The organism is Actimicrobium antarcticum (assembly GCF_039536745.1).
Classification (GTDB): Bacteria; Pseudomonadota; Gammaproteobacteria; order Burkholderiales; family Burkholderiaceae_D; genus Actimicrobium; species Actimicrobium antarcticum.
Genome location: NZ_BAAAZE010000012.1, coordinates 1 through 16,876, shown reverse-complemented (window position 1 = coordinate 16,876; position 16,876 = coordinate 1). Strand labels below are relative to the sequence as shown.

The window sequence follows — 16,876 nt, the reverse complement described above, 5'->3', positions numbered from 1 at the left end:
CACGTGAGATAGTGCGTTCGTTTCGAACGTAAAAAAAGCCAGGCACGTTGCCTGGCTTTTTTACGTTATGTCGGCGTCTCCGCGATCCAGCTTTTTTCCGCTCACCATCGCAGCAACCAGATTCTCGCGATGCTGCCAGCTCGTGAACAAGACGCCGGCAACATGCAGCGCGATCAACGCCAGCAGCAACCAGCCTGTTCCGGCATGCAATGCAACCAGCCACGCATATCCCCACAACCACTCGGTGGTTGCCAGCCATCCCGTGATGCCAAGCAAACCAACACAGGACAGGATGGCGACGACCATCCAGCCTCCCAGCGGGTTGTGACCGAGGTAGCGCGATGCGGTGCCGTTGAGCACGCTGCGTAGATACAGGATTGTTTGCGGAACCGGGCTGAGGAATTGCGTGAAACGCGCATAGCGGCTGCCGGTGTAGCCCCAGGCCAGGCGGATACCGACGACCGCGGCTGCAGCGTAGCCGAAATATTCATGCGCAGCGCCGATGCGGCTGCTGGTGATCCACGCAGCAGCGACAGTGGCCACCAGCGCCCAGTGCATCAGGCGAATCGGCAGATCCCAGACCGCATGCTTATTTTTCGTCGACACGGTCGAATGTCACAGGATCGAAGAACGCTTCTATGCGCTTGCCTTGCGGGTCTTTTGCATAGACTTCGTAGCAGCTTGCCGACTTTTCCATGCGGCGTATCTGCCAGCCTTCTTTGATCAGTTTTTGTTCCAGTTCGGTGTGGGGCTTCCAGTCTGCTGCCGGATGTGGCGGACATTTGACGTCGCCGTGGGCCCAGGCGCTGCCGGTTGCGACGGCGAACAGGAGCGGGATAAGGATCGATAATTTCATTAAAACTCCTTCGAAAAGAATTGCGCGTATGCGGCAAATGAGAATTCACCTGGCTCAGGTAATGGCCCAGCGGCGCAGCAGGTTATGGTATATGCCGGTGAGTCTGAGGAGGTTCTGGTCATCGCTGGCAACCGTGGGCGTGAGCCGCTGGATGGTGTCATCGAGATCGAACAGCAGGGCACGCTCACCCGCATCGCGCACCATGCTTTCGATCCAGAAAAATGCGGCGACGCGCGCGCCCCGGGTGACCGGCGTGACCCGATGCAGGCTGGACGACGGGTACAGCACCATCGCACCGGCGGCGAGCTTGATGGTTTGCACGCCGAACTCGCCGTCGATTTCCAGCTCACCGCCATCGTAGTCGTCTGGTTCGCTCAGAAACAGGGTGGCAGCGAGGTCGCTGCGCAGGCTTTGCCGGAGGCCGGGAAGTTGCATCACGGCGCTGTCGACATGGGTCGCATAACTGCCGCCACCGGCATAGCGGTTGAATCTGGGCGGGTAAATCGTGCGAGGCAGGGCGGCCGAGATGAAGCGTGGATGGTTACCCAGCTTGCGCAGGATGTGGTTGCCCAGATTGATGGCAACGTCGGCGTCGTCCCGGATTTGCAGGTTGTGTTTGGCCTGGCGTGCAAGGTTGCCGGCGGTATTGGCGCCATCCTCCCAGTCAGCCTGGTCGAGGTGGAGACGAAACTGTCGGACTTCTTCTTTGCTCAGGACATGGTCGATGGTGATCAGCATGGTGGTAGGTCTTTATCAGCAGGGCGAGTGGCCATGGTCGACCGGTATGTGATGGCCGATGAGCGCATCGGGTCGAATGTCGGGCACGGTAGCGCAACCGGCCAGCGCCATGCAGACTTCCAGTTCCTCCAGCAGCAACCTGATCATGTGGGCCACACCCAACGCGCCGGCCACGCTCAAGGCGTACAGTTGCAGTCGCCCGATCAGGACGGCATTTGCGCCCAGTGCCAGTGCCTTGAAAATATCGGCGCCCGACCGAATGCCACTGTCGAGCAATAACGGGAACGAGGCACCGACCGCTGCACGGATGGCAGGCAGGGCATCGAGGCTGGCAGGTGCGCCATCCAGACTGCGACCGCCGTGGTTCGACACCACCACACCAGTGACGCCCATGCTTTGCAATGCGATGGCATCTTCCGGATGCAGCACGCCCTTGACCCAGACCGGCAACCTGGTCTGGGTCAGCAGCCATTCGAGATCGCGCCAGGTGGGTGCGGTACGCATCACTCCCTGAAAAATACGGCTTTGACCTGACCCCAGTGGCGCCGATGCTGCGGGCGTCTCGTCGCGCAAGTTGACCGCTACACAGTCGCGCGGCATGCGAAAGCCGGACCGCAGTGCGCGCATGCTTGGGATCTGGATCGTGGCGTCGAGTGTTACCACGATGGCGCCGTAGCCGGCATCTTCCGCGCGTTTGACCAGGTCGCGCGTCCCTTCCTGTGCTGGCTGGAAGTACAACTGGAACCAGCGATCGGGTCCTGCCGCAGCGGCAATTTCTTCGAGTCGAACCGACGATAACGTGCTGCTCACCATGCAGCTGTCCATGACCTGTGCTGCGCGTGCTGTCTCCAGTTCACCGAGCGGATGGACCAGTTTCTGGAACGCCACTGGTGCCAGGAAGACCGGATGGGCATAGCCCTTGCCCGCAATCGTCACGCGCGTGTGGCCCGTTGTCAGGTCACGCAGCAAGCGCGGGTAGATGGCCCAGCGGGCAAACGCAGACCGGTTGGCCGCTACGGTGGTGTCTCGCCCGCAGCCGCCTGCGATGTAGTCGTGGCTGGGTAACTCCATGCAGCGCGGCGCCAGCAATTCGTAATCCTGCGCGCACAGAATCTCGGGCGGAATGCGGTTGGGGAGCGGGCGTGCGGGTGAAGCAATGGAACTCGTCATCATGTGGGCAATGCCGGAAGCGAATCCGGCATTCGGGTGAAATGTTAGTCGGACTTTTTTGCTGGTCTCCTGCTCACATTTTGTAGTTCAGCGTCAGGCGCACTGCGCGCGCATCACCCTTGTAAAGAAACGAGCCGGACCGATACACCGCCGTGTAGTAATCCTTGTCGCCGGCGTTGAGCACGTTCACCCGAAGATCGAGGCTCTTGCTGAAGCGATAGGCGGCCGACAGGTCGAATACCGTAAAGGCGGGCACCGGTTGGGCGCAATACCCCGCGCTGTTGAAACCGGCTGCAGTGTCGGGCTGACCACCGCAACGCTGGCCTTCATAGCGCGCCGCCGCACCGACCGAGAAGGCGTCCGTGAGCTGATACTTGAGTTGTGCCGAATAAGATTTTTCTGCGAAGTTGCTCAAGGGCTTACCGATGTTCGTCGCGGTCGCCGAATCAAGTACTCTGGATTTCAGGAACGCCACGCCGATCTGGCCGGACAGCTTGTCGGTCATGTTGCCGGTCAGTCCGAATTCGGCGCCGTGCACGCGATTCTTGCCGGTGTTGAAGGTACCGACGGTATCGTAGTTGGCGCCTTCCATGACGTCTGATTTCGTGGTCTGGAAGATGGCGGCAGTGGCGAGCAGTTTCTCGTCGAGCAGATTCCACTTGGTGCCGAGTTCGAGGTTTTTCGAGGTTTCCGGTTTTGCGCCGGCGATCTGGTTCTGGTACAGCACGGCGCCACCGTAACCGCTGCTGGTACCCGAATCGGCTTCGCCGCCATTGATGTCCTGTGCGCTGGCCGCGCTGGCATAGACCATGCCGAGCTTGTTGATCTTGTAGCTCAGGCCAACGTGACCGTTGAGCAACGTGTCCTGATAGCTGTAGTCGCCGGTTACGTCGCCGGTGAGGTTGTTGCGCCGGACCAGTGACAAGTCAAAATGATCTGCGCGAACGCCACCGAATACCGTGATCTTGTCGGTCAGGTCGACCGTGTCCATCGCGGTGAGGGCCAGACTCTTGACGTGCCAGTCCTGGTTCCAGCTGCGGCGGGTGCTGGTCCGGCCGGCCAGGTTGTGCAGATCGCTCACTGCGACGCCATTGCTGTTCGTGAAGCAGTAGCCGTTGTTGGTACCGATGCCGGCAGTGGTCTTGCAATTGAAGGCGCCGGTATTGCTGAGGCCGTAGTTGCCCGAGACGACCTTGTGGTCGGTGTATTCGGCACCGAGAATGAATTCGTGCTTCAGACCCGCCAGTTGCTTGTCCCATCGCAGGTTGCTCTGGTGGGCAAAATAGTCGACGTCCTGCCAGCCCGTGTGACCGTTGTCGAGATAGCCGGTGGTGTAGGCAGTGCCGGTGGCGCCATCGTAACGCGTGCCACTGGAGGCGCCGGTCGTGACATAGCCGTTACTTGATTGACCGTAACGGGTCAGGCTGGTGAGGTTCAGGTTGGGGGCGAGTTTCCAGTTGATCCGCGCCGTCACGGTGTCAACATTCGAACTCAGGAAATCGTCGGCTTGTGCATAAACCGGTACGTTCGTCGCAGGCACGCGGTTCGGTACCGTGCCGACCAGATAGCTGCCCAGCGTCGGGGATTGGTCTTTGGTACGCAGGCCGTAGTAGTCCAGTGTGAGGTTCAGATCCTTGTTGATTTCCCACAATCCCGACAATGCCAATCCTTGGCGACTGCGGTTCGATGGCGCGCTGCCCGGAACATCTTCATCGCCATACAGGGCGTTGGCGCGCAAGGCAAAGCTGTCGCCCATCGCCTTGTTCACATCAACGCTGACGCGCTTCTGGTGATCACTTCCCAAGCCCAGCGAAAAACGGGTGAAGTCGAGGTCGAGTGTGGCCTGTTTGGTGATGGCATTGATGGCGCCGCCAGCGGTGCCGCGCCCGGCGAAACTGGAGTTTGGTCCTTTGGAAATTTCCAGTTGCTCGATGGCGAAGCTTTCACGGGTGCTCATGCCCGGGTCACGCAAGCCGTCGACAAAAACATCGCTGCGGGCTTCCTGGCCGCGGATGATGTATCGGTCGCCAAATGCATTGCCGTTCTCCCCGGTGCCCAGAGTAATGCCGGGCTGTGCGTTCAGTATCTGCTTGAGATCGGTGAAGCCGGAGTCATCGATGGCGGCTTTGGTGACGACAGAAATGGTTTGCGGCGTTTCTGCCAGCGGGCGAGTGTGGCGTGCATCGCCTGATGTTTTTGCCTTGTAGGGGGCGCCTGCCTGGCCATTCGGATTCGGATCAATGGCTTTTCCGTAGACGACCACTGCTTGTACTTTTTCTTCGGGAATCGCCACTGCAGCGCTCTGCGCCATGGCTGCCAATGGCATGAAAATCGCGGTCGAGAGGCCCATTGCGATGCCCGTTTTTTTTACGGATCTGGTGGATGTGTCGTTGCTGGCGCGAAGGCTCATAGGCTTGCGCGCTGCCCGGTATGGTTGTTTCAAATCATTCCCCAAATTGAATTCAAAGGCAGAAAGTAGTCGGAACCGAATGTCCGTCTCTCTGCGTGTTGACGCTGATAATAGTCCAGATGCGAATGATTCGCAATAAGATTTGAGGTGGATGTCTTGAATTTGGATAGTAAGTCGGACAGCGGCAGGAGCGTGACGGTGATTCCACGCAGTCTCGGCGATCAACTCAACGAGGCTGCTGAAATAAAAGGCAGCATTGACAACTGGCCTGCATGCTGGCGTTCGGAAGCACTACATAGGGTTATGCACAATGTTATTCACAGAAATTGGGCATAACTTATTTGGTCGGCACGACGCGACCGGCTTCCGGCAGGAAACACGGATGAAGCTTTGGAGCGCGGTTCCGGAAACCGCCATTTTTGGGCCGTGAAGTACCCCGCGATTACCATTGCCACGCAAAGCCGGTCTCAAATCCGGCTCCGGCCTCGACCAATTCGGTACGCTGATTCCCTGATCTTGAACAGCCACGGCCAGCAACCGGACAACTGCCGCAGCGATGATCAGAATAATCGACGGTACGGGCTAGCTTTTAGTCTCTTTGCCATGCGTGGAAATAAATGCCTGCGTGCCTACAGAGGTATAGGTAGGGGCGTAATTCACCGAGGCTGCTTTTGCGCGATAGGCATGCAGTGAGGCTGCATTGATTTGCGGTGTGGACTCGATGACGGCTGGGCTGGATTTCATGGCGGTGTCCATCACAGCTTTTGACTTCGACCCGCCGTTTTTATATTGCTCACGCAAAATGCTGGCCATCGCACCACCCAGATTCGGTTTGCCTGTCTGCGCATTGGGCAACTTGAGCACATCCTTTAACTCGTTTTCGGCCGCTCCCTGAACAAAGTCTGCGCCAAACTTCATGGCATTTTTGGTAACGGCTTTGGCAATCTCCGGTGCAATTTTTCGAGTCAGGATGCGAAACATAGTGATGTCCTTAAAAAAGGCTAAATCAACGTCTGTCAATCTCGTGCTTGAAAAAGTCCATTTGTTCGGCGAGTCGGTTGCTGCAGATAGCTAGTGCAGATGCGGCGTGGCGTACCGGTTCACGCGTCTCTCTTGCTGGCTTAAAGGATTGTCGATGCCGCGGCAAGTGACGTTGCCGCTGGCCTGACACACAATGCCAGGTAGAGATGGGTCGCCATTTGATTCCATGTGGTTCCATTTTGCGGCAAAAGATCGGCATGTTGAAATCTGAATAAAGAAGGAATGCCGGCGAGCCGCAGATGTCATCCGAACCGCATCCTGAACCAGCGTTGATTGCGGCGATGGCACTATTTCGTGCAGCTTAGTGCTGCGACTGATTCACCATACACTCGAAGAGATGCCGGATGCTTAATGGTCTTTAAAAAATGATTCAAGTCGTTGATTTATATAAATATTCGGTATAAAGTAAAAAACTGGAATAAAACACCGAAAGTTCTCCGATGCTAGAACGATCCGCCGACGCCATGCGTCAATATATTGATGCTGTAGCGACTTTTGAAGCCTACGAAGAAGCCGTCGTCGAAGCTGCCCAGGTTCGCGGTGGCATGTACTGGCACAAAGGGGCCGCTTCGACGCCGGGCGACGTCTATCTGGTGCGGACCAGCGCCTCCGGTAGCGAGAAAAGTCTGGGGCGTCGATCTCCGGAGACCGAAGCGATTTACGCAAAATTTCGACAGCGCAAAGAATTGGCCGAGGAAAGACGTGCTGGCCTGGTTATCGCTCTGAGCAGGCAGAAACGCATGAACCGCGCACTACGTGTCGGGCGGGTTGCGCCACTGGTCGTTGACATTCTGAACCGGCTGGCGTCAACCAATCTGGGAGAGCACTTCCGGGTGGTCGGAACTCATGCGCTCTATGCGTACGAATCGGCAGCTGGCGTGATCTTCGATGACGACGCACTCGCTACACGTGACATTGATCTGCTCTGGGATGTGCGCAAGCGCGTTGCCTTTGCAACTGCTTTGAGCCAGGTCGACAGCTCGATGCTCGGTGTGCTGCGCAAGGTTGACCCTACGTTTCGGATACGGAATTCGCAGAAATACACTGCCGTCAACAAGGATGGACTCGAGGTGGATATCATTCGGCGCGAGCAAATGACCGACAACCCGCATCCCGTGCGGCTTAGCGAGGACGAGGACGATTTCTGGGTGGCGCAAGCGCCGCGTGCACAAGAGTTACTGGATTCACCACCGTTTTCTGCAGTGATTGTGGCGACCAATGGCGAGATGGCGCGCATGAATACCCTGGCGCCGATGGCCTTCGTCCGCTTCAAGCAATGGCTGGGAACATTGCGCGAACGCGACCCATTGAAGCGTCGACGCGATGCCTTGCAATCAAGCGCAGTTGACAAGGTGACGCGTGAGTACTTGCCGCAATGGGCGAGCGACTGACTAGCCGGTTTTGCGTGTCATCGCCGCCGACGTGCATTGAGAACGAATAGCGCAAGTCCCCCAAGAATCGCGACCGAGGCAAGCACGAACCGCTGCGTGATCGGTTCGCCCAGAAACAGCATGCCGCCTACGGTCGCCAGCACCGGTACGCTTAGTTGCACGGTTGCCGCGGTGCTGGCAGTCAATCCGCGCAGGGCGGTGTACCAGATCGCGTATCCGAGTCCCGACGCCACGGCGCCCGAGATGATCGCGTAGGCGACGCCGGTCGGATCGGCTGAACTGTGAGACAGCATGGTCAAGCCGAAGACCAGCGCCAGCGGGACTGCCCGCATGAAATTGCCGGCGGTGACCAGGAGCGGATCTCCTGCGCCTCTGGCGCGCAACGAATAGACGCCCCAGGCGATACCGGCACAGACCATCAACAGGGCACCGGCCAGCGGTGGTGCCGATAGTCCGGGCAGCAGCAAAAAAACAATCCCGATGCACGCCAGGGTCAGGCCGGCAACTTGCCAGCGTCCTATGCGTTCGCCAGACCAGAGGCCGTAGCTGATCATGGTTGCCTGGACCGCGCCAAAAAGAAGGAGGGCGCCGGTCGCCGCAGACAGACTGATATACGCAAACGAAAATCCGGCGGCATACACGAAGAGGGCCAGTGCCGAGCGCCAGTTCCCGGTCGATGTCACAGCGCTCCCGCTAGTCGCAGTAGTGCGGCGCAGCCGCACGATCAGCCATAGCATCAGCGCGCCCGCGGTAATCCGTATCACCGTGAATGTCGCCGGATCAATGCCGGATTGTTTCAATGCGATGCGGCAGAGTATGGAATTTGCAGCAAAGGCAATCATCGCCAGCGCAGTCAGAAAAACCACCTTGACTGGCGTAGTCATGACTTGTTCCGGCGCAGCTCTGCGACGGACACGCGTGCAAGTTGCAGTAAATTTTTCAGCAGGGTTTTACGGGTCACGGACGGCTGTGTCGGCATAATCGGGTCTCTGTTTTTATATGGTCGTTCGATGGCCGGAGATGGTACTCCTTCGACCGGAGCCCAGGCACGTATCCGGGCATGGTCGCGGTATGGCTGAACCGATCCGAGACTCTTTTCCGATGGCTCGACGATGCAGCGCGGCCATACACAGCATTCGTTCGCCGCACGTCCACTGCTAAACTCGCGGCCTGACTTTTTTGCAGGCACCTGGCACACCGTGAACCACACCCTTGAACAACTACGCTCCGGTCAGTTGATCGGCACGCAACGCCTGAACCTGGCATGTGGGCTGACCGAGTTTCCGCGTGAAATTTTTGATCTGGCCGACACACTGGAAATCCTCGATCTGTCCGGCAACGCGCTGTCGTCGTTACCGGATGATCTTCCGCGCTTGCACAAGCTGCGCGTCCTGTTTTGCTCGAACAACCAGTTTGTCGCACTACCGGAAATCCTGGGGCAATGTGCGCAACTGAGCATGATCGGTTTCAAGGCGAATCGCATTCGCACGGTAGCCGGCACTGCGCTGCCGGCCACACTGCGCTGGCTGATCCTGACCGACAACCAGATCGAAGACATGCCCGTAGACATCGGCCGCTGCACACAACTGCAGAAGCTGATGCTCGCCGGTAACCGGTTAAGTACGCTACCCGTGCAGTTGTCGCACTGCTCGCGACTTGAATTGCTGCGTATCTCTGCCAATCGATTCGTCGCTCTGCCCGATTGGTTACTCTCGATGCCGCGCTTGTCATGGCTCGCCTTTGCCGGCAACCCGTTCTGCGAAGAGCGCGAGCGCGTCGCGCTGGCAGAGTCCCGAACAACGGATATCCGCTGGTCGCAATTGCAGGTACACAATCAGCTGGGTGAGGGCGCCTCCGGCATCATTTACCGGGCGGAGTATCAGTGCGACGATGGCCTGCGAGCGGTGGCGCTCAAGTTGTTCAAGGGCGAGATGACCAGCGACGGATTGCCACGGAGCGAGATGGCAGCGTGCATCTCCGCAGGCGCGCATCCGGCGCTGATCGCGATCACGGGAACCCTGATCGATCATCCGGCCGGCGCCAGTGGATTGGTCATGCCATTGATTGATCCTGCGTTCCGCATTCTGGCCGGCCCGCCCAGCCTGGCATCCTGTACCCGCGATACCTACTCGGCAGACACCGTTTTTGATCCGGCTACGCTCCTTGGAATCGCACAGGGCATCGCCTCGGCGGCGATGCATCTGCATGCCCAGGGTATCCTGCATGGGGACTTGTATGGCCACAATATCCTGCACTGCGGCGGCGGCAATGTCCTGCTGGGGGATTTCGGCGCGGCATCACTGTTCGGTACCGGATCGTCGATCGCACTATCCTTGCAACGGCTCGAAGTCCGTGCTTTTGGTTGTCTGCTCGACGAGCTGGTCGAACGCTGCGAAGTCCGGTCAGATGATCACATTGTGATCGCGCGGCTAGCGGCAGTGGCGGCCAGCTGTTTGCAGAGAGATAACTTGCAACGCCCGCTTTTCGAGCAGCTTGTTCAGGAAATTTTCGCCATCACGGAATTGCATCAGGCAAGCGCACGTTGAAGTGCATGTTGCCGTGTAGGCCCGGAGCAGCGCGCAAGCGCCGCTGCTCCGGGCGTGTGCGGTGTCGCTTTCGGCGCACCCAATTGGCTCAGCTGCACTGATTTAACGCCGGTTACCGCTGTCCCAATACCCACTTCAATGCACGCAGGCCACTGGCTGTAGAAAAGTCACGTCCGTTGGCGGGCACGCTAACTGCTAGGGATGCGTTGCGCACTGTGTTGAGCGCCGCCATTGAATCACGGCATGCAAGCCTGCACTGTCATGGCGCACAGCGATAAAGCTCCTGGCAACATCACCGAATAAGGAACACCCATGAAAATTCTCGTCATTGGCCACGGCATGGTCGGGCACAAGTTCCTCGAAAGCCTCACCGACAACGGCCTGCATGATGCGGAGGTCACGGTGTTGTGCGAAGAACCGCGGGCGGCCTACGACCGGGTGCATCTGTCCGAATTCTTTTCCGGAAAATCCGCCGACGACCTGTCGCTGGTACCGCCCGGTTTTTTTGACCGCGCCAACGTGCTGCTGCAGTTGAATACCCGGGCCGTGTCGATCGATCGCCGCGCCAAATCAGTCACCGTCAATAGCGGCGAAACACTGTTCTATGACAAGTTGATCATCGCAACCGGCTCGACACCGTTCGTGCCACCTTTGCCCGGCAAGGACCGCGAGGATTGTTTTGTCTACCGCACCATCGAAGACCTCGAAGGCATGCTGGAATGCGGCAACCGGTCGCGCAGCGGCGTGGTCATCGGTGGCGGGTTGCTGGGACTGGAGTGCGCCAAGGCGCTGCGGGACATGAACCTGCAGACCCATGTGGTGGAATTCTCGCCACGCCTGATGGCGGTGCAGATGGACGATGCCGGGGCACGCGTGCTGCGCAAGCGCATCGAAGATCTGGGCGTGGGCGTGCATACCCAGAAAAATACCCTGGAGATCATCGATGGGCAGGATGCCCGGCACCGACTGGTGTTCGCCGATGGCACCCACCTCGAGACGGACATGATCGTCTTCTCCGCCGGCATTCGTCCGCGTGACGACCTGGCCCGCCAGTGCGGGCTGGAAGTCGGTCCTCGCGGCGGTATCGCCATTGACAACAACTGCCGCACGTCCGACCCGGATATCTATGCGATCGGCGAGTGCGCACTCTGGAATGGCCAGATTTTCGGACTGGTTGCACCGGGCTACGAGATGGCACGCATTGCTGCTCGCCACCTGACCGGCGAAGTCGCCGAGTTCGCCGGCGCCGACATGAGCACCAAACTCAAGCTGATGGGCGTGGATGTCGCCAGCATCGGTGATGCGATGGGCAGTACCGCCGGCAGCCGTGCTTACCAGTTCACCGATGAGCGCAAGCAGATCTACAAGAAGATCGTCGTGTCTGAGTGCGGCACCCAATTGCTGGGCGCCGTGCTGGTGGGGGACGCCAGTGAATACGGCACCCTGCTGCAGATGATGTTGAACAAGATTGCGTTACCCGAAAGCCCGGAATTCCTGATCCTGCCGCAAAGCGACGGCGAGGCAAAACCGGGCCTGGGCGTGGATGCCTTGCCGGCCTCGGCCCAGATCTGCTCCTGCAATAACGTCTCCAAAGGTCAGCTTTGCGACGCGGTTGCCGGTGGCATCACGACGGTCGCCGAATTGAAATCCTGCACCAGGGCCGGTACCGCCTGCGGTGGCTGCGTGGCGCTGGTCACGCAGGTCATGAAGGCCGAAATGACGAAGCAGGGGATGGCCGTCAACAACCACCTGTGCGAGCACTTCGCCTATTCGCGCCAGGAGCTGTATCACCTGGTTCGTGTTGGCAACATCAAGACCTTCGGCGCATTGCTGGCGAACCACGGTCACGGACTCGGCTGCGATATTTGCAAGCCGGTTGCGGCGAGCATTCTGGCGTCGTGCTGGAATGACTTCGTCCTCAAAAAGGAGCACGCCGGGCTGCAGGATTCCAATGACTACTTCCTCGGCAATATCCAGAAAGACGGCACGTATTCGGTCGTGCCGCGCATGCCGGCCGGCGAAGTCACGCCGGATGGGTTGATTGCCGTTGGCATGATCGCAAAAAAATTCGGCCTGTACACCAAGATCACCGGCGGCGCACGGGTCGACATGTTCGGCGCCCGCGTCGACCAGTTGCCATCGATCTGGGAAGAACTGATCGCCGCCGGTTTCGAATCGGGCCATGCCTACGGCAAGTCGCTGCGCACCGTCAAATCCTGCGTCGGATCGACCTGGTGCCGCTATGGCGTCGACGACAGCATTGGCCTCGCCATCGCACTCGAAAACCGTTACAAGGGATTGCGGGCGCCGCACAAAATCAAGTTCGGCGTCTCCGGTTGCACCCGCGAATGCGCCGAAGCGCAGGGCAAAGACGTCGGCATCATTGCCACCGACAAGGGCTGGAATCTGTACGTCTGCGGCAATGGCGGTATGAAGCCACGTCACGCCGAACTGCTGGCCTCGGACCTGTCTCGCGAAACGTTGATCCAGACCATCGATCGTTTTCTGATGTTCTACATCCGCACCGCTGATCGCCTGCAGCGCACCAGCGTCTGGCGCGACAACCTCGAAGGCGGCCTCGACTACCTCAAGCAAGTCGTCGTCAACGACAAACTCGGCGTGGCCGCAGAACTCGAAAGCGAGATGCAGCACGTCGTCGATACCTACGAATGCGAATGGAAGAACGCCGTCTCGGACCCTGAGACGCGTAAGCGTTTCCGCCAGTTCGTCAACAGCGACCAGCCGGATGCCAATGTGGTTTTCGTTGAAGAGCGTGGCCAGATCCGGCCTGCCAATCCCGAAGAGCGCAAAGTCATCCCCATCATCGCCAAAGCCGCCTGAGGAGCACTACATCATGACCATCGAATCCGGCATCACCACCTGGAACGCGATCTGTACTCTTGACGACATCACGCCAAATACCGGGATTTGCGCGCTGATCAACGACAAGCATGTTGCGGTGTTTCGCATCGGAGGCGACGCGGGACAATTATTTGCGATTGATAACTTCGACCCGAACGCCCAGGCCAGCGTCCTGTCGCGCGGATTGATCGGCAGCCTTGGCGCACGCATCGTGGTGGCGTCGCCGATTTACAAACACCACTTTGATCTGGCGAGCGGTGAATGTCTTGAGGCACCGGAGAATTCGGTGAACACCTATCGTGTCCGGGTCGAAGACAGCATGGTGTGCGTTGCCATGTAGGCGAAACGATGCGCGGATCTGATTGTGTGCATCGATTCGGCTGCCAGAATTTGCCTGGCAACCCGTATCGAACAGGTCAGTGCGTGATGAGATCGTAGTTGACTTCTTCGCTCTCGATCATGTCGAGGAAGTCATTGAGCACATCGTCATCCTGGGTACTTGTCCAGGTGTCTTCGGGGTCGGTGGCGAACATCGGCTCGATGGTGATGTCGAGGAACTTCCCGTCTGGCAGTTTGATGACTTGCGCGCCAGTGGAGGTCTGTGCCAGCTCCCAGCCCTCGGGGATGGTCATGTCGAGTTTGATGGTGACGGTTAATTTTTTCATGGGAATTCCTGTGGTGTTGTCTTGCTGCCTTGGGGCGATGCAGTGGATGGGCGGGGCTATTCGGATCGATCCGAATAGCGATTTACGTAAAAGGACGGTGAGGGTATCAGGAGTTGCCAGCTTGCGGCGGAAGCCGTGAGTAATAGACTGTCGCTGGTGTGATGACATCGAAATTATGCACAGTGGTGTTCAGCATTCTGTTCCCGTTTTGGAAACCTGATTGCCGGGTTCGACCCACGCACCTTTGAGACGGCGACAAGGTCGACGAATTGATCGTGTATCTCTCCAGCAGCCTTACCGGCATGGACAGGTATCTTGACGATACTGTGTGCGAGCGCAGATGGCCGTTGTAGGTGCGCCGCTTTACGACCCAAATGCAGCACAAACGAATGCGCAGCCGCAATAGAAAAAGGGCTACGTTTTCACGTAACCCTTTTCGCTTTACTACTAAATTCCTGGCTCCCCGAGTCGAACGAATCCACGAACTTGGACTGGGCGGTTCTGTTTCAGCTTTGATCTTAGATTAAAGCAAAGTCATGAAGTGAATGGGTACGACTTTAAGTATTCATTAACAGTTGACCCTTTGTAATAGTTGATGTAACTAAATGCTGAACCATTTTTATATGATTTGTTCGATTCCTGTCCCGCGGCCCACTTCTCAAATGCAATCCATTGGGAGAGGATGTTGTTAATAGAATCTGCTTCAGATTTACTCGCTTTGATCCCGTGATTTATGCAAGCTGCCACAACGCCGTACTGACCATATCGTAGCGATTGGCCGTATTTTTTGGTGTGATAACGATCGTCTGTTGGCGACTTCGATTTACGTATAATGCCGAGCTGTCGAAGGACTTCATAGCCGTAAGCGTACTTATGAACTTTTTCAACTTTCAGAAGCGACTGCAAAGCTTCTTCAGTGAAAAATTGCAAAATATTAGATCGCGCCTGGCTAACACGATATTCAGATGCTCATCCCACACGTATTACCATATCGCGATTTACTAATACATCTTCCTTGATATAACCTAAATGCAGGCCATCCGAAAATTCTCCGCGCTTCCGTTCATAATACAAACCATATTTTTCAAAAAACTCGTCTTGAAGTCGTATTTGAATTTCGTCGTTAGAACGCCGATCAGATTCATCAATTTTTGTCTGAGAATTACTCGCTTTCGATATTGCGCCGATTAATTCAAGTCGTTTGGTAGCATTGGAAGGCCTCGTTTCTCCCACAAATGTTATTACGCGCAGCAAAACCTCTTTCCCTTTAAAAACGCTGAAGTCACCCGAATCGAGACCTTCTTCGTAGATTCGACTAAGGGTATAAGCCGTTTGTCCGCCGTTCACAAGCTGTGGATTGCGAAGGATAATTTGAGCCGTCCCTTGTTTCGCGGTATCCGAGCTTATTGAAGTTCCGTCTGAAATAATAGTGATTCCATTATTAAAAAGGGAAAACTCGTTCGTACTTTTATCTTTTATTGATTCAGCTATCGCTTGGTTAACAGAATTTTTGTCCAGTTCTAAGAAGCTTCGAGGATTAAATCGAAGAATTGAGTTCTTATAAGAGTGTAGGACGCGACCAATTTCTTTTGTGGGTACAAATAATAGCTTAATGTTCGTTTTCACCGAATCTGTTTTCACGTCGTAATCAAGATGCGTATCACCGCGCAAATTGGCGAGATTTATTTCGATGTTCAAATTATTGTCGGAAAAATAAGTCCCGTTGATTACAGGGAAAAGAAGTTCTTTATATACTCTTTCGTGTGGATACTGATCAACCTTATATCCTTCGACAAGCTTCTTCAGTTGGGGAAGCGTAAAGTTTTTTGTGTTGCCGAGTAAAACTACTTGGGTCGTGTAGCTGGGCGAATCTGGCAACGACTTAATCGATTTTTGAAGGTTTTTTACGATAAAGTCATTATAAAAATTCCCTTCGTTATCTTTTTTTTCTCCCTTGAGAATTCGCTTCACATCCATCTTTAAAAGATCGTCGGCTGTCATATTGTTGGAAACAAAATTACCAGCCGTGGCGCGAAACTTTGATTGCAACAAAAATATTTGTTTTTGCTATTTGTCAATGTAAAAGGCATCTATTCCGCCGTCATAAGGTCCGTCGGTGATTAGTTTTAGACGCTCTTCAAACTCCGTTATACCAAATCTTGCTTTTAGAAATAGATGAAGCAGTGCTTTCGATCTAGCTTGGATCAGAGGATCCTTTGCGTTAGTTGTAGGGTGATACGAAATGTCCGTAGCGGGCGCTTCGTTTCTTAAGGAGTCTAGTACCCGGCATAGGGTTTTGTACTGTCGCTGGTGCGCGATAACTGTCGTCATAATTTTTGATCGTTTGGGTTTTGATTCGCACTTTCCCCCGTCTTAGTAACACGGGGGTCTACAAATACATGATCGAGAATAACATTGCTTCAAAAGCAATTGTTTGGTTTTCGCGACCGGCTGTATTTGGGCTTGCAGGTAGCGCAGCTACCGAAACCCCAAATACAGCCGGAACGCTGACGTAAAATGTTGATTGACATTCGATAGACATTACATAAAATGTCTCGCATACATTTCTTCGGAGAAAATGCGAGATGAAAGCTACTGAGCTTGTAAGTATGTGGGGTTCGCTCGACAACACCAGGCTGACGAGCAAACAGGTCTCGTTTCGCCTGCCGGTCCATGTGGCCGCCAAGATTGCGGCCCTATGCGATCTTTACCCAACCAAGACTCGGACCCAGATCGTCGGAGACCTTCTTTCAAGTGCGCTCGGCGATGTCGAAAAGGCTTTGCCCGCATTTAAGGGTGAGCGATGGGGTAGCGCGACCGACGATAATGGCGGTCCACTCTTCATGACAGTCGGTCCAATGGCTGATTTCAGGCATCGCACTAACGTTCACTACGTGGCTTTTGAAAAGGAGCTCGGGATGGACGAACCAGCCCCGTTTTATCCAGGTGATTTGATCTGGGAAGAGGGCTGACCGTGGAACTGCTTCTGTCAGGCCTAGATACTGTCGAGTGCGCCTACTTCCTTCGGCCGACCTCCGGCTGCACTTTGGATTTTTTCCAGCTCTCGCTTGCCAAGGAATCGCTTCGGCAAAGTAAAAAGCGTGAGCCGAAAAAAATAACCCTCGGCGGCGTAATGCCGTTCAGATAAGCGCCTTCTTCAAGACGCGAACGACATAGCGTACTGGCTTTGCTTTGAC

15 protein-coding genes are annotated in these 16,876 nt (G+C 56.1%); 5 read left to right on the top strand and 10 right to left on the bottom strand.

The genetic code is table 11. The features are described from left to right. Positions 1-60 precede the first annotated feature (60 nt). The 6 genes from ABD720_RS14425 to ABD720_RS14400 all read right to left on the bottom strand — a co-directional run bounded on the left by ABD720_RS14425 (position 61) and on the right by ABD720_RS14400 (position 6,155). Positions 61-606: a cytochrome b/b6 domain-containing protein gene (locus tag ABD720_RS14425; protein WP_344764104.1), complete on the bottom strand. Its 546-nt coding sequence runs from the start codon at positions 604-606 to the stop codon at positions 61-63. Then, entirely contained in the window at positions 590-856 is a 267-nt protein-coding gene (locus ABD720_RS14420; protein ID WP_344764102.1) for a PepSY domain-containing protein, read from the bottom strand. The genes ABD720_RS14425 and ABD720_RS14420 overlap by 17 nt, the downstream gene beginning before the upstream one ends. 54 nt (positions 857-910) lie before the next feature. Continuing rightward, positions 911-1,594: a Fe2+-dependent dioxygenase gene (locus ABD720_RS14415; RefSeq protein WP_344764100.1), complete on the bottom strand. Its 684-nt coding sequence runs from the start codon at positions 1,592-1,594 to the stop codon at positions 911-913. A gap of 15 nt (positions 1,595-1,609) precedes the next feature. After that, entirely contained in the window at positions 1,610-2,764 is a 1,155-nt protein-coding gene (locus ABD720_RS14410; RefSeq protein ID WP_344764098.1) for an alpha-hydroxy acid oxidase, read from the bottom strand. Between the two features lie 73 nt (positions 2,765-2,837). After that, complete coding sequence (locus tag ABD720_RS14405; protein ID WP_344764095.1) at positions 2,838-5,114, bottom strand: TonB-dependent receptor; 2,277 nt, start codon at positions 5,112-5,114, stop codon at positions 2,838-2,840. Between the two features lie 642 nt (positions 5,115-5,756). Then, a complete protein-coding gene (locus tag ABD720_RS14400) occupies positions 5,757-6,155 on the bottom strand; it encodes a hypothetical protein (RefSeq protein ID WP_344764094.1) in 399 nt (132 codons plus the stop codon). Between the two features lie 500 nt (positions 6,156-6,655). Here ABD720_RS14400 and ABD720_RS14395 point away from each other — a divergent pair, with 500 nt between their 5' ends. Further along, positions 6,656-7,606, top strand: coding sequence for a GSU2403 family nucleotidyltransferase fold protein (locus ABD720_RS14395; protein WP_344764092.1), 951 nt, complete (start codon positions 6,656-6,658; stop codon positions 7,604-7,606). 17 nt (positions 7,607-7,623) lie between these two features. Here ABD720_RS14395 and ABD720_RS14390 read toward each other — a convergent pair whose 3' ends face one another. After that, positions 7,624-8,490, bottom strand: a complete 867-nt coding sequence (locus ABD720_RS14390) for a DMT family transporter (protein WP_344764090.1) — start codon at positions 8,488-8,490, stop codon at positions 7,624-7,626. Between the two features lie 315 nt (positions 8,491-8,805). Between ABD720_RS14390 and ABD720_RS14385 the strand changes: the two genes are divergently transcribed. The 3 genes from ABD720_RS14385 (at position 8,806) to nirD (ending at position 13,354) form a co-directional block, all read left to right on the top strand. Then, the gene (locus ABD720_RS14385; protein WP_344764088.1) at positions 8,806-10,152 is read left to right on the top strand and encodes a leucine-rich repeat-containing protein kinase family protein; all 1,347 of its coding nucleotides are present in this window, start codon (positions 8,806-8,808) and stop codon (positions 10,150-10,152) included. 312 nt (positions 10,153-10,464) lie between these two features. Continuing rightward, a complete protein-coding gene (nirB, locus tag ABD720_RS14380) occupies positions 10,465-12,993 on the top strand; it encodes a nitrite reductase large subunit NirB (protein ID WP_344764086.1) in 2,529 nt (842 codons plus the stop codon). A 13-nt stretch (positions 12,994-13,006) separates the two neighbouring features. Continuing rightward, complete coding sequence (gene nirD, locus ABD720_RS14375) at positions 13,007-13,354, top strand: nitrite reductase small subunit NirD (protein ID WP_344764084.1); 348 nt, start codon at positions 13,007-13,009, stop codon at positions 13,352-13,354. A 76-nt stretch (positions 13,355-13,430) separates the two neighbouring features. On the opposite strand, the gene ABD720_RS14370 is transcribed toward nirD, so the two are convergent. After that, positions 13,431-13,679, bottom strand: a complete 249-nt coding sequence (locus ABD720_RS14370; RefSeq protein ID WP_344764082.1) for a hypothetical protein — start codon at positions 13,677-13,679, stop codon at positions 13,431-13,433. Positions 13,680-14,648: 969 nt separating this feature from the next. Next, entirely contained in the window at positions 14,649-15,728 is a 1,080-nt protein-coding gene (locus ABD720_RS14365; protein ID WP_344764081.1) for an AIPR family protein, read from the bottom strand. Between the two features lie 536 nt (positions 15,729-16,264). Between ABD720_RS14365 and ABD720_RS14360 the strand changes: the two genes are divergently transcribed. Continuing rightward, positions 16,265-16,651: a hypothetical protein gene (locus ABD720_RS14360; protein ID WP_344764080.1), complete on the top strand. Its 387-nt coding sequence runs from the start codon at positions 16,265-16,267 to the stop codon at positions 16,649-16,651. 43 nt (positions 16,652-16,694) lie between these two features. Here ABD720_RS14360 and ABD720_RS14355 read toward each other — a convergent pair. Continuing rightward, positions 16,695-16,876 (bottom strand): hypothetical protein (locus tag ABD720_RS14355; protein ID WP_344764079.1); only part of this gene is annotated, 182 nt, incomplete at its 5' end.

Excerpts from the sequence above, each read along its gene's own strand:
- ABD720_RS14420 (WP_344764102.1), bottom strand. The coding sequence starts at position 856 with ATGAAATTATCGATCCTTATCCCGCTCCTGTTCGCCGTCGCAACCGGC.
- ABD720_RS14415 (WP_344764100.1), bottom strand. The coding sequence starts at position 1,594 with ATGCTGATCACCATCGACCATGTCCTGAGCAAAGAAGAAGTCCGACAG.
- ABD720_RS14410 (WP_344764098.1), bottom strand. The coding sequence starts at position 2,764 with ATGACGAGTTCCATTGCTTCACCCGCACGCCCGCTCCCCAACCGCATT.
- ABD720_RS14405 (WP_344764095.1), bottom strand. The coding sequence starts at position 5,114 with ATGGGCCTCTCGACCGCGATTTTCATGCCATTGGCAGCCATGGCGCAG.
- ABD720_RS14400 (WP_344764094.1), bottom strand. The coding sequence starts at position 6,155 with ATGTTTCGCATCCTGACTCGAAAAATTGCACCGGAGATTGCCAAAGCC.
- ABD720_RS14395 (WP_344764092.1), top strand. The coding sequence starts at position 6,656 with ATGCTAGAACGATCCGCCGACGCCATGCGTCAATATATTGATGCTGTA.
- ABD720_RS14390 (WP_344764090.1), bottom strand. The coding sequence starts at position 8,490 with ATGACTACGCCAGTCAAGGTGGTTTTTCTGACTGCGCTGGCGATGATT.
- nirB (WP_344764086.1), top strand. The coding sequence starts at position 10,465 with ATGAAAATTCTCGTCATTGGCCACGGCATGGTCGGGCACAAGTTCCTC.
- nirD (WP_344764084.1), top strand. The coding sequence starts at position 13,007 with ATGACCATCGAATCCGGCATCACCACCTGGAACGCGATCTGTACTCTT.
- ABD720_RS14370 (WP_344764082.1), bottom strand. The coding sequence starts at position 13,679 with ATGAAAAAATTAACCGTCACCATCAAACTCGACATGACCATCCCCGAG.
- ABD720_RS14360 (WP_344764080.1), top strand. The coding sequence starts at position 16,265 with ATGAAAGCTACTGAGCTTGTAAGTATGTGGGGTTCGCTCGACAACACC.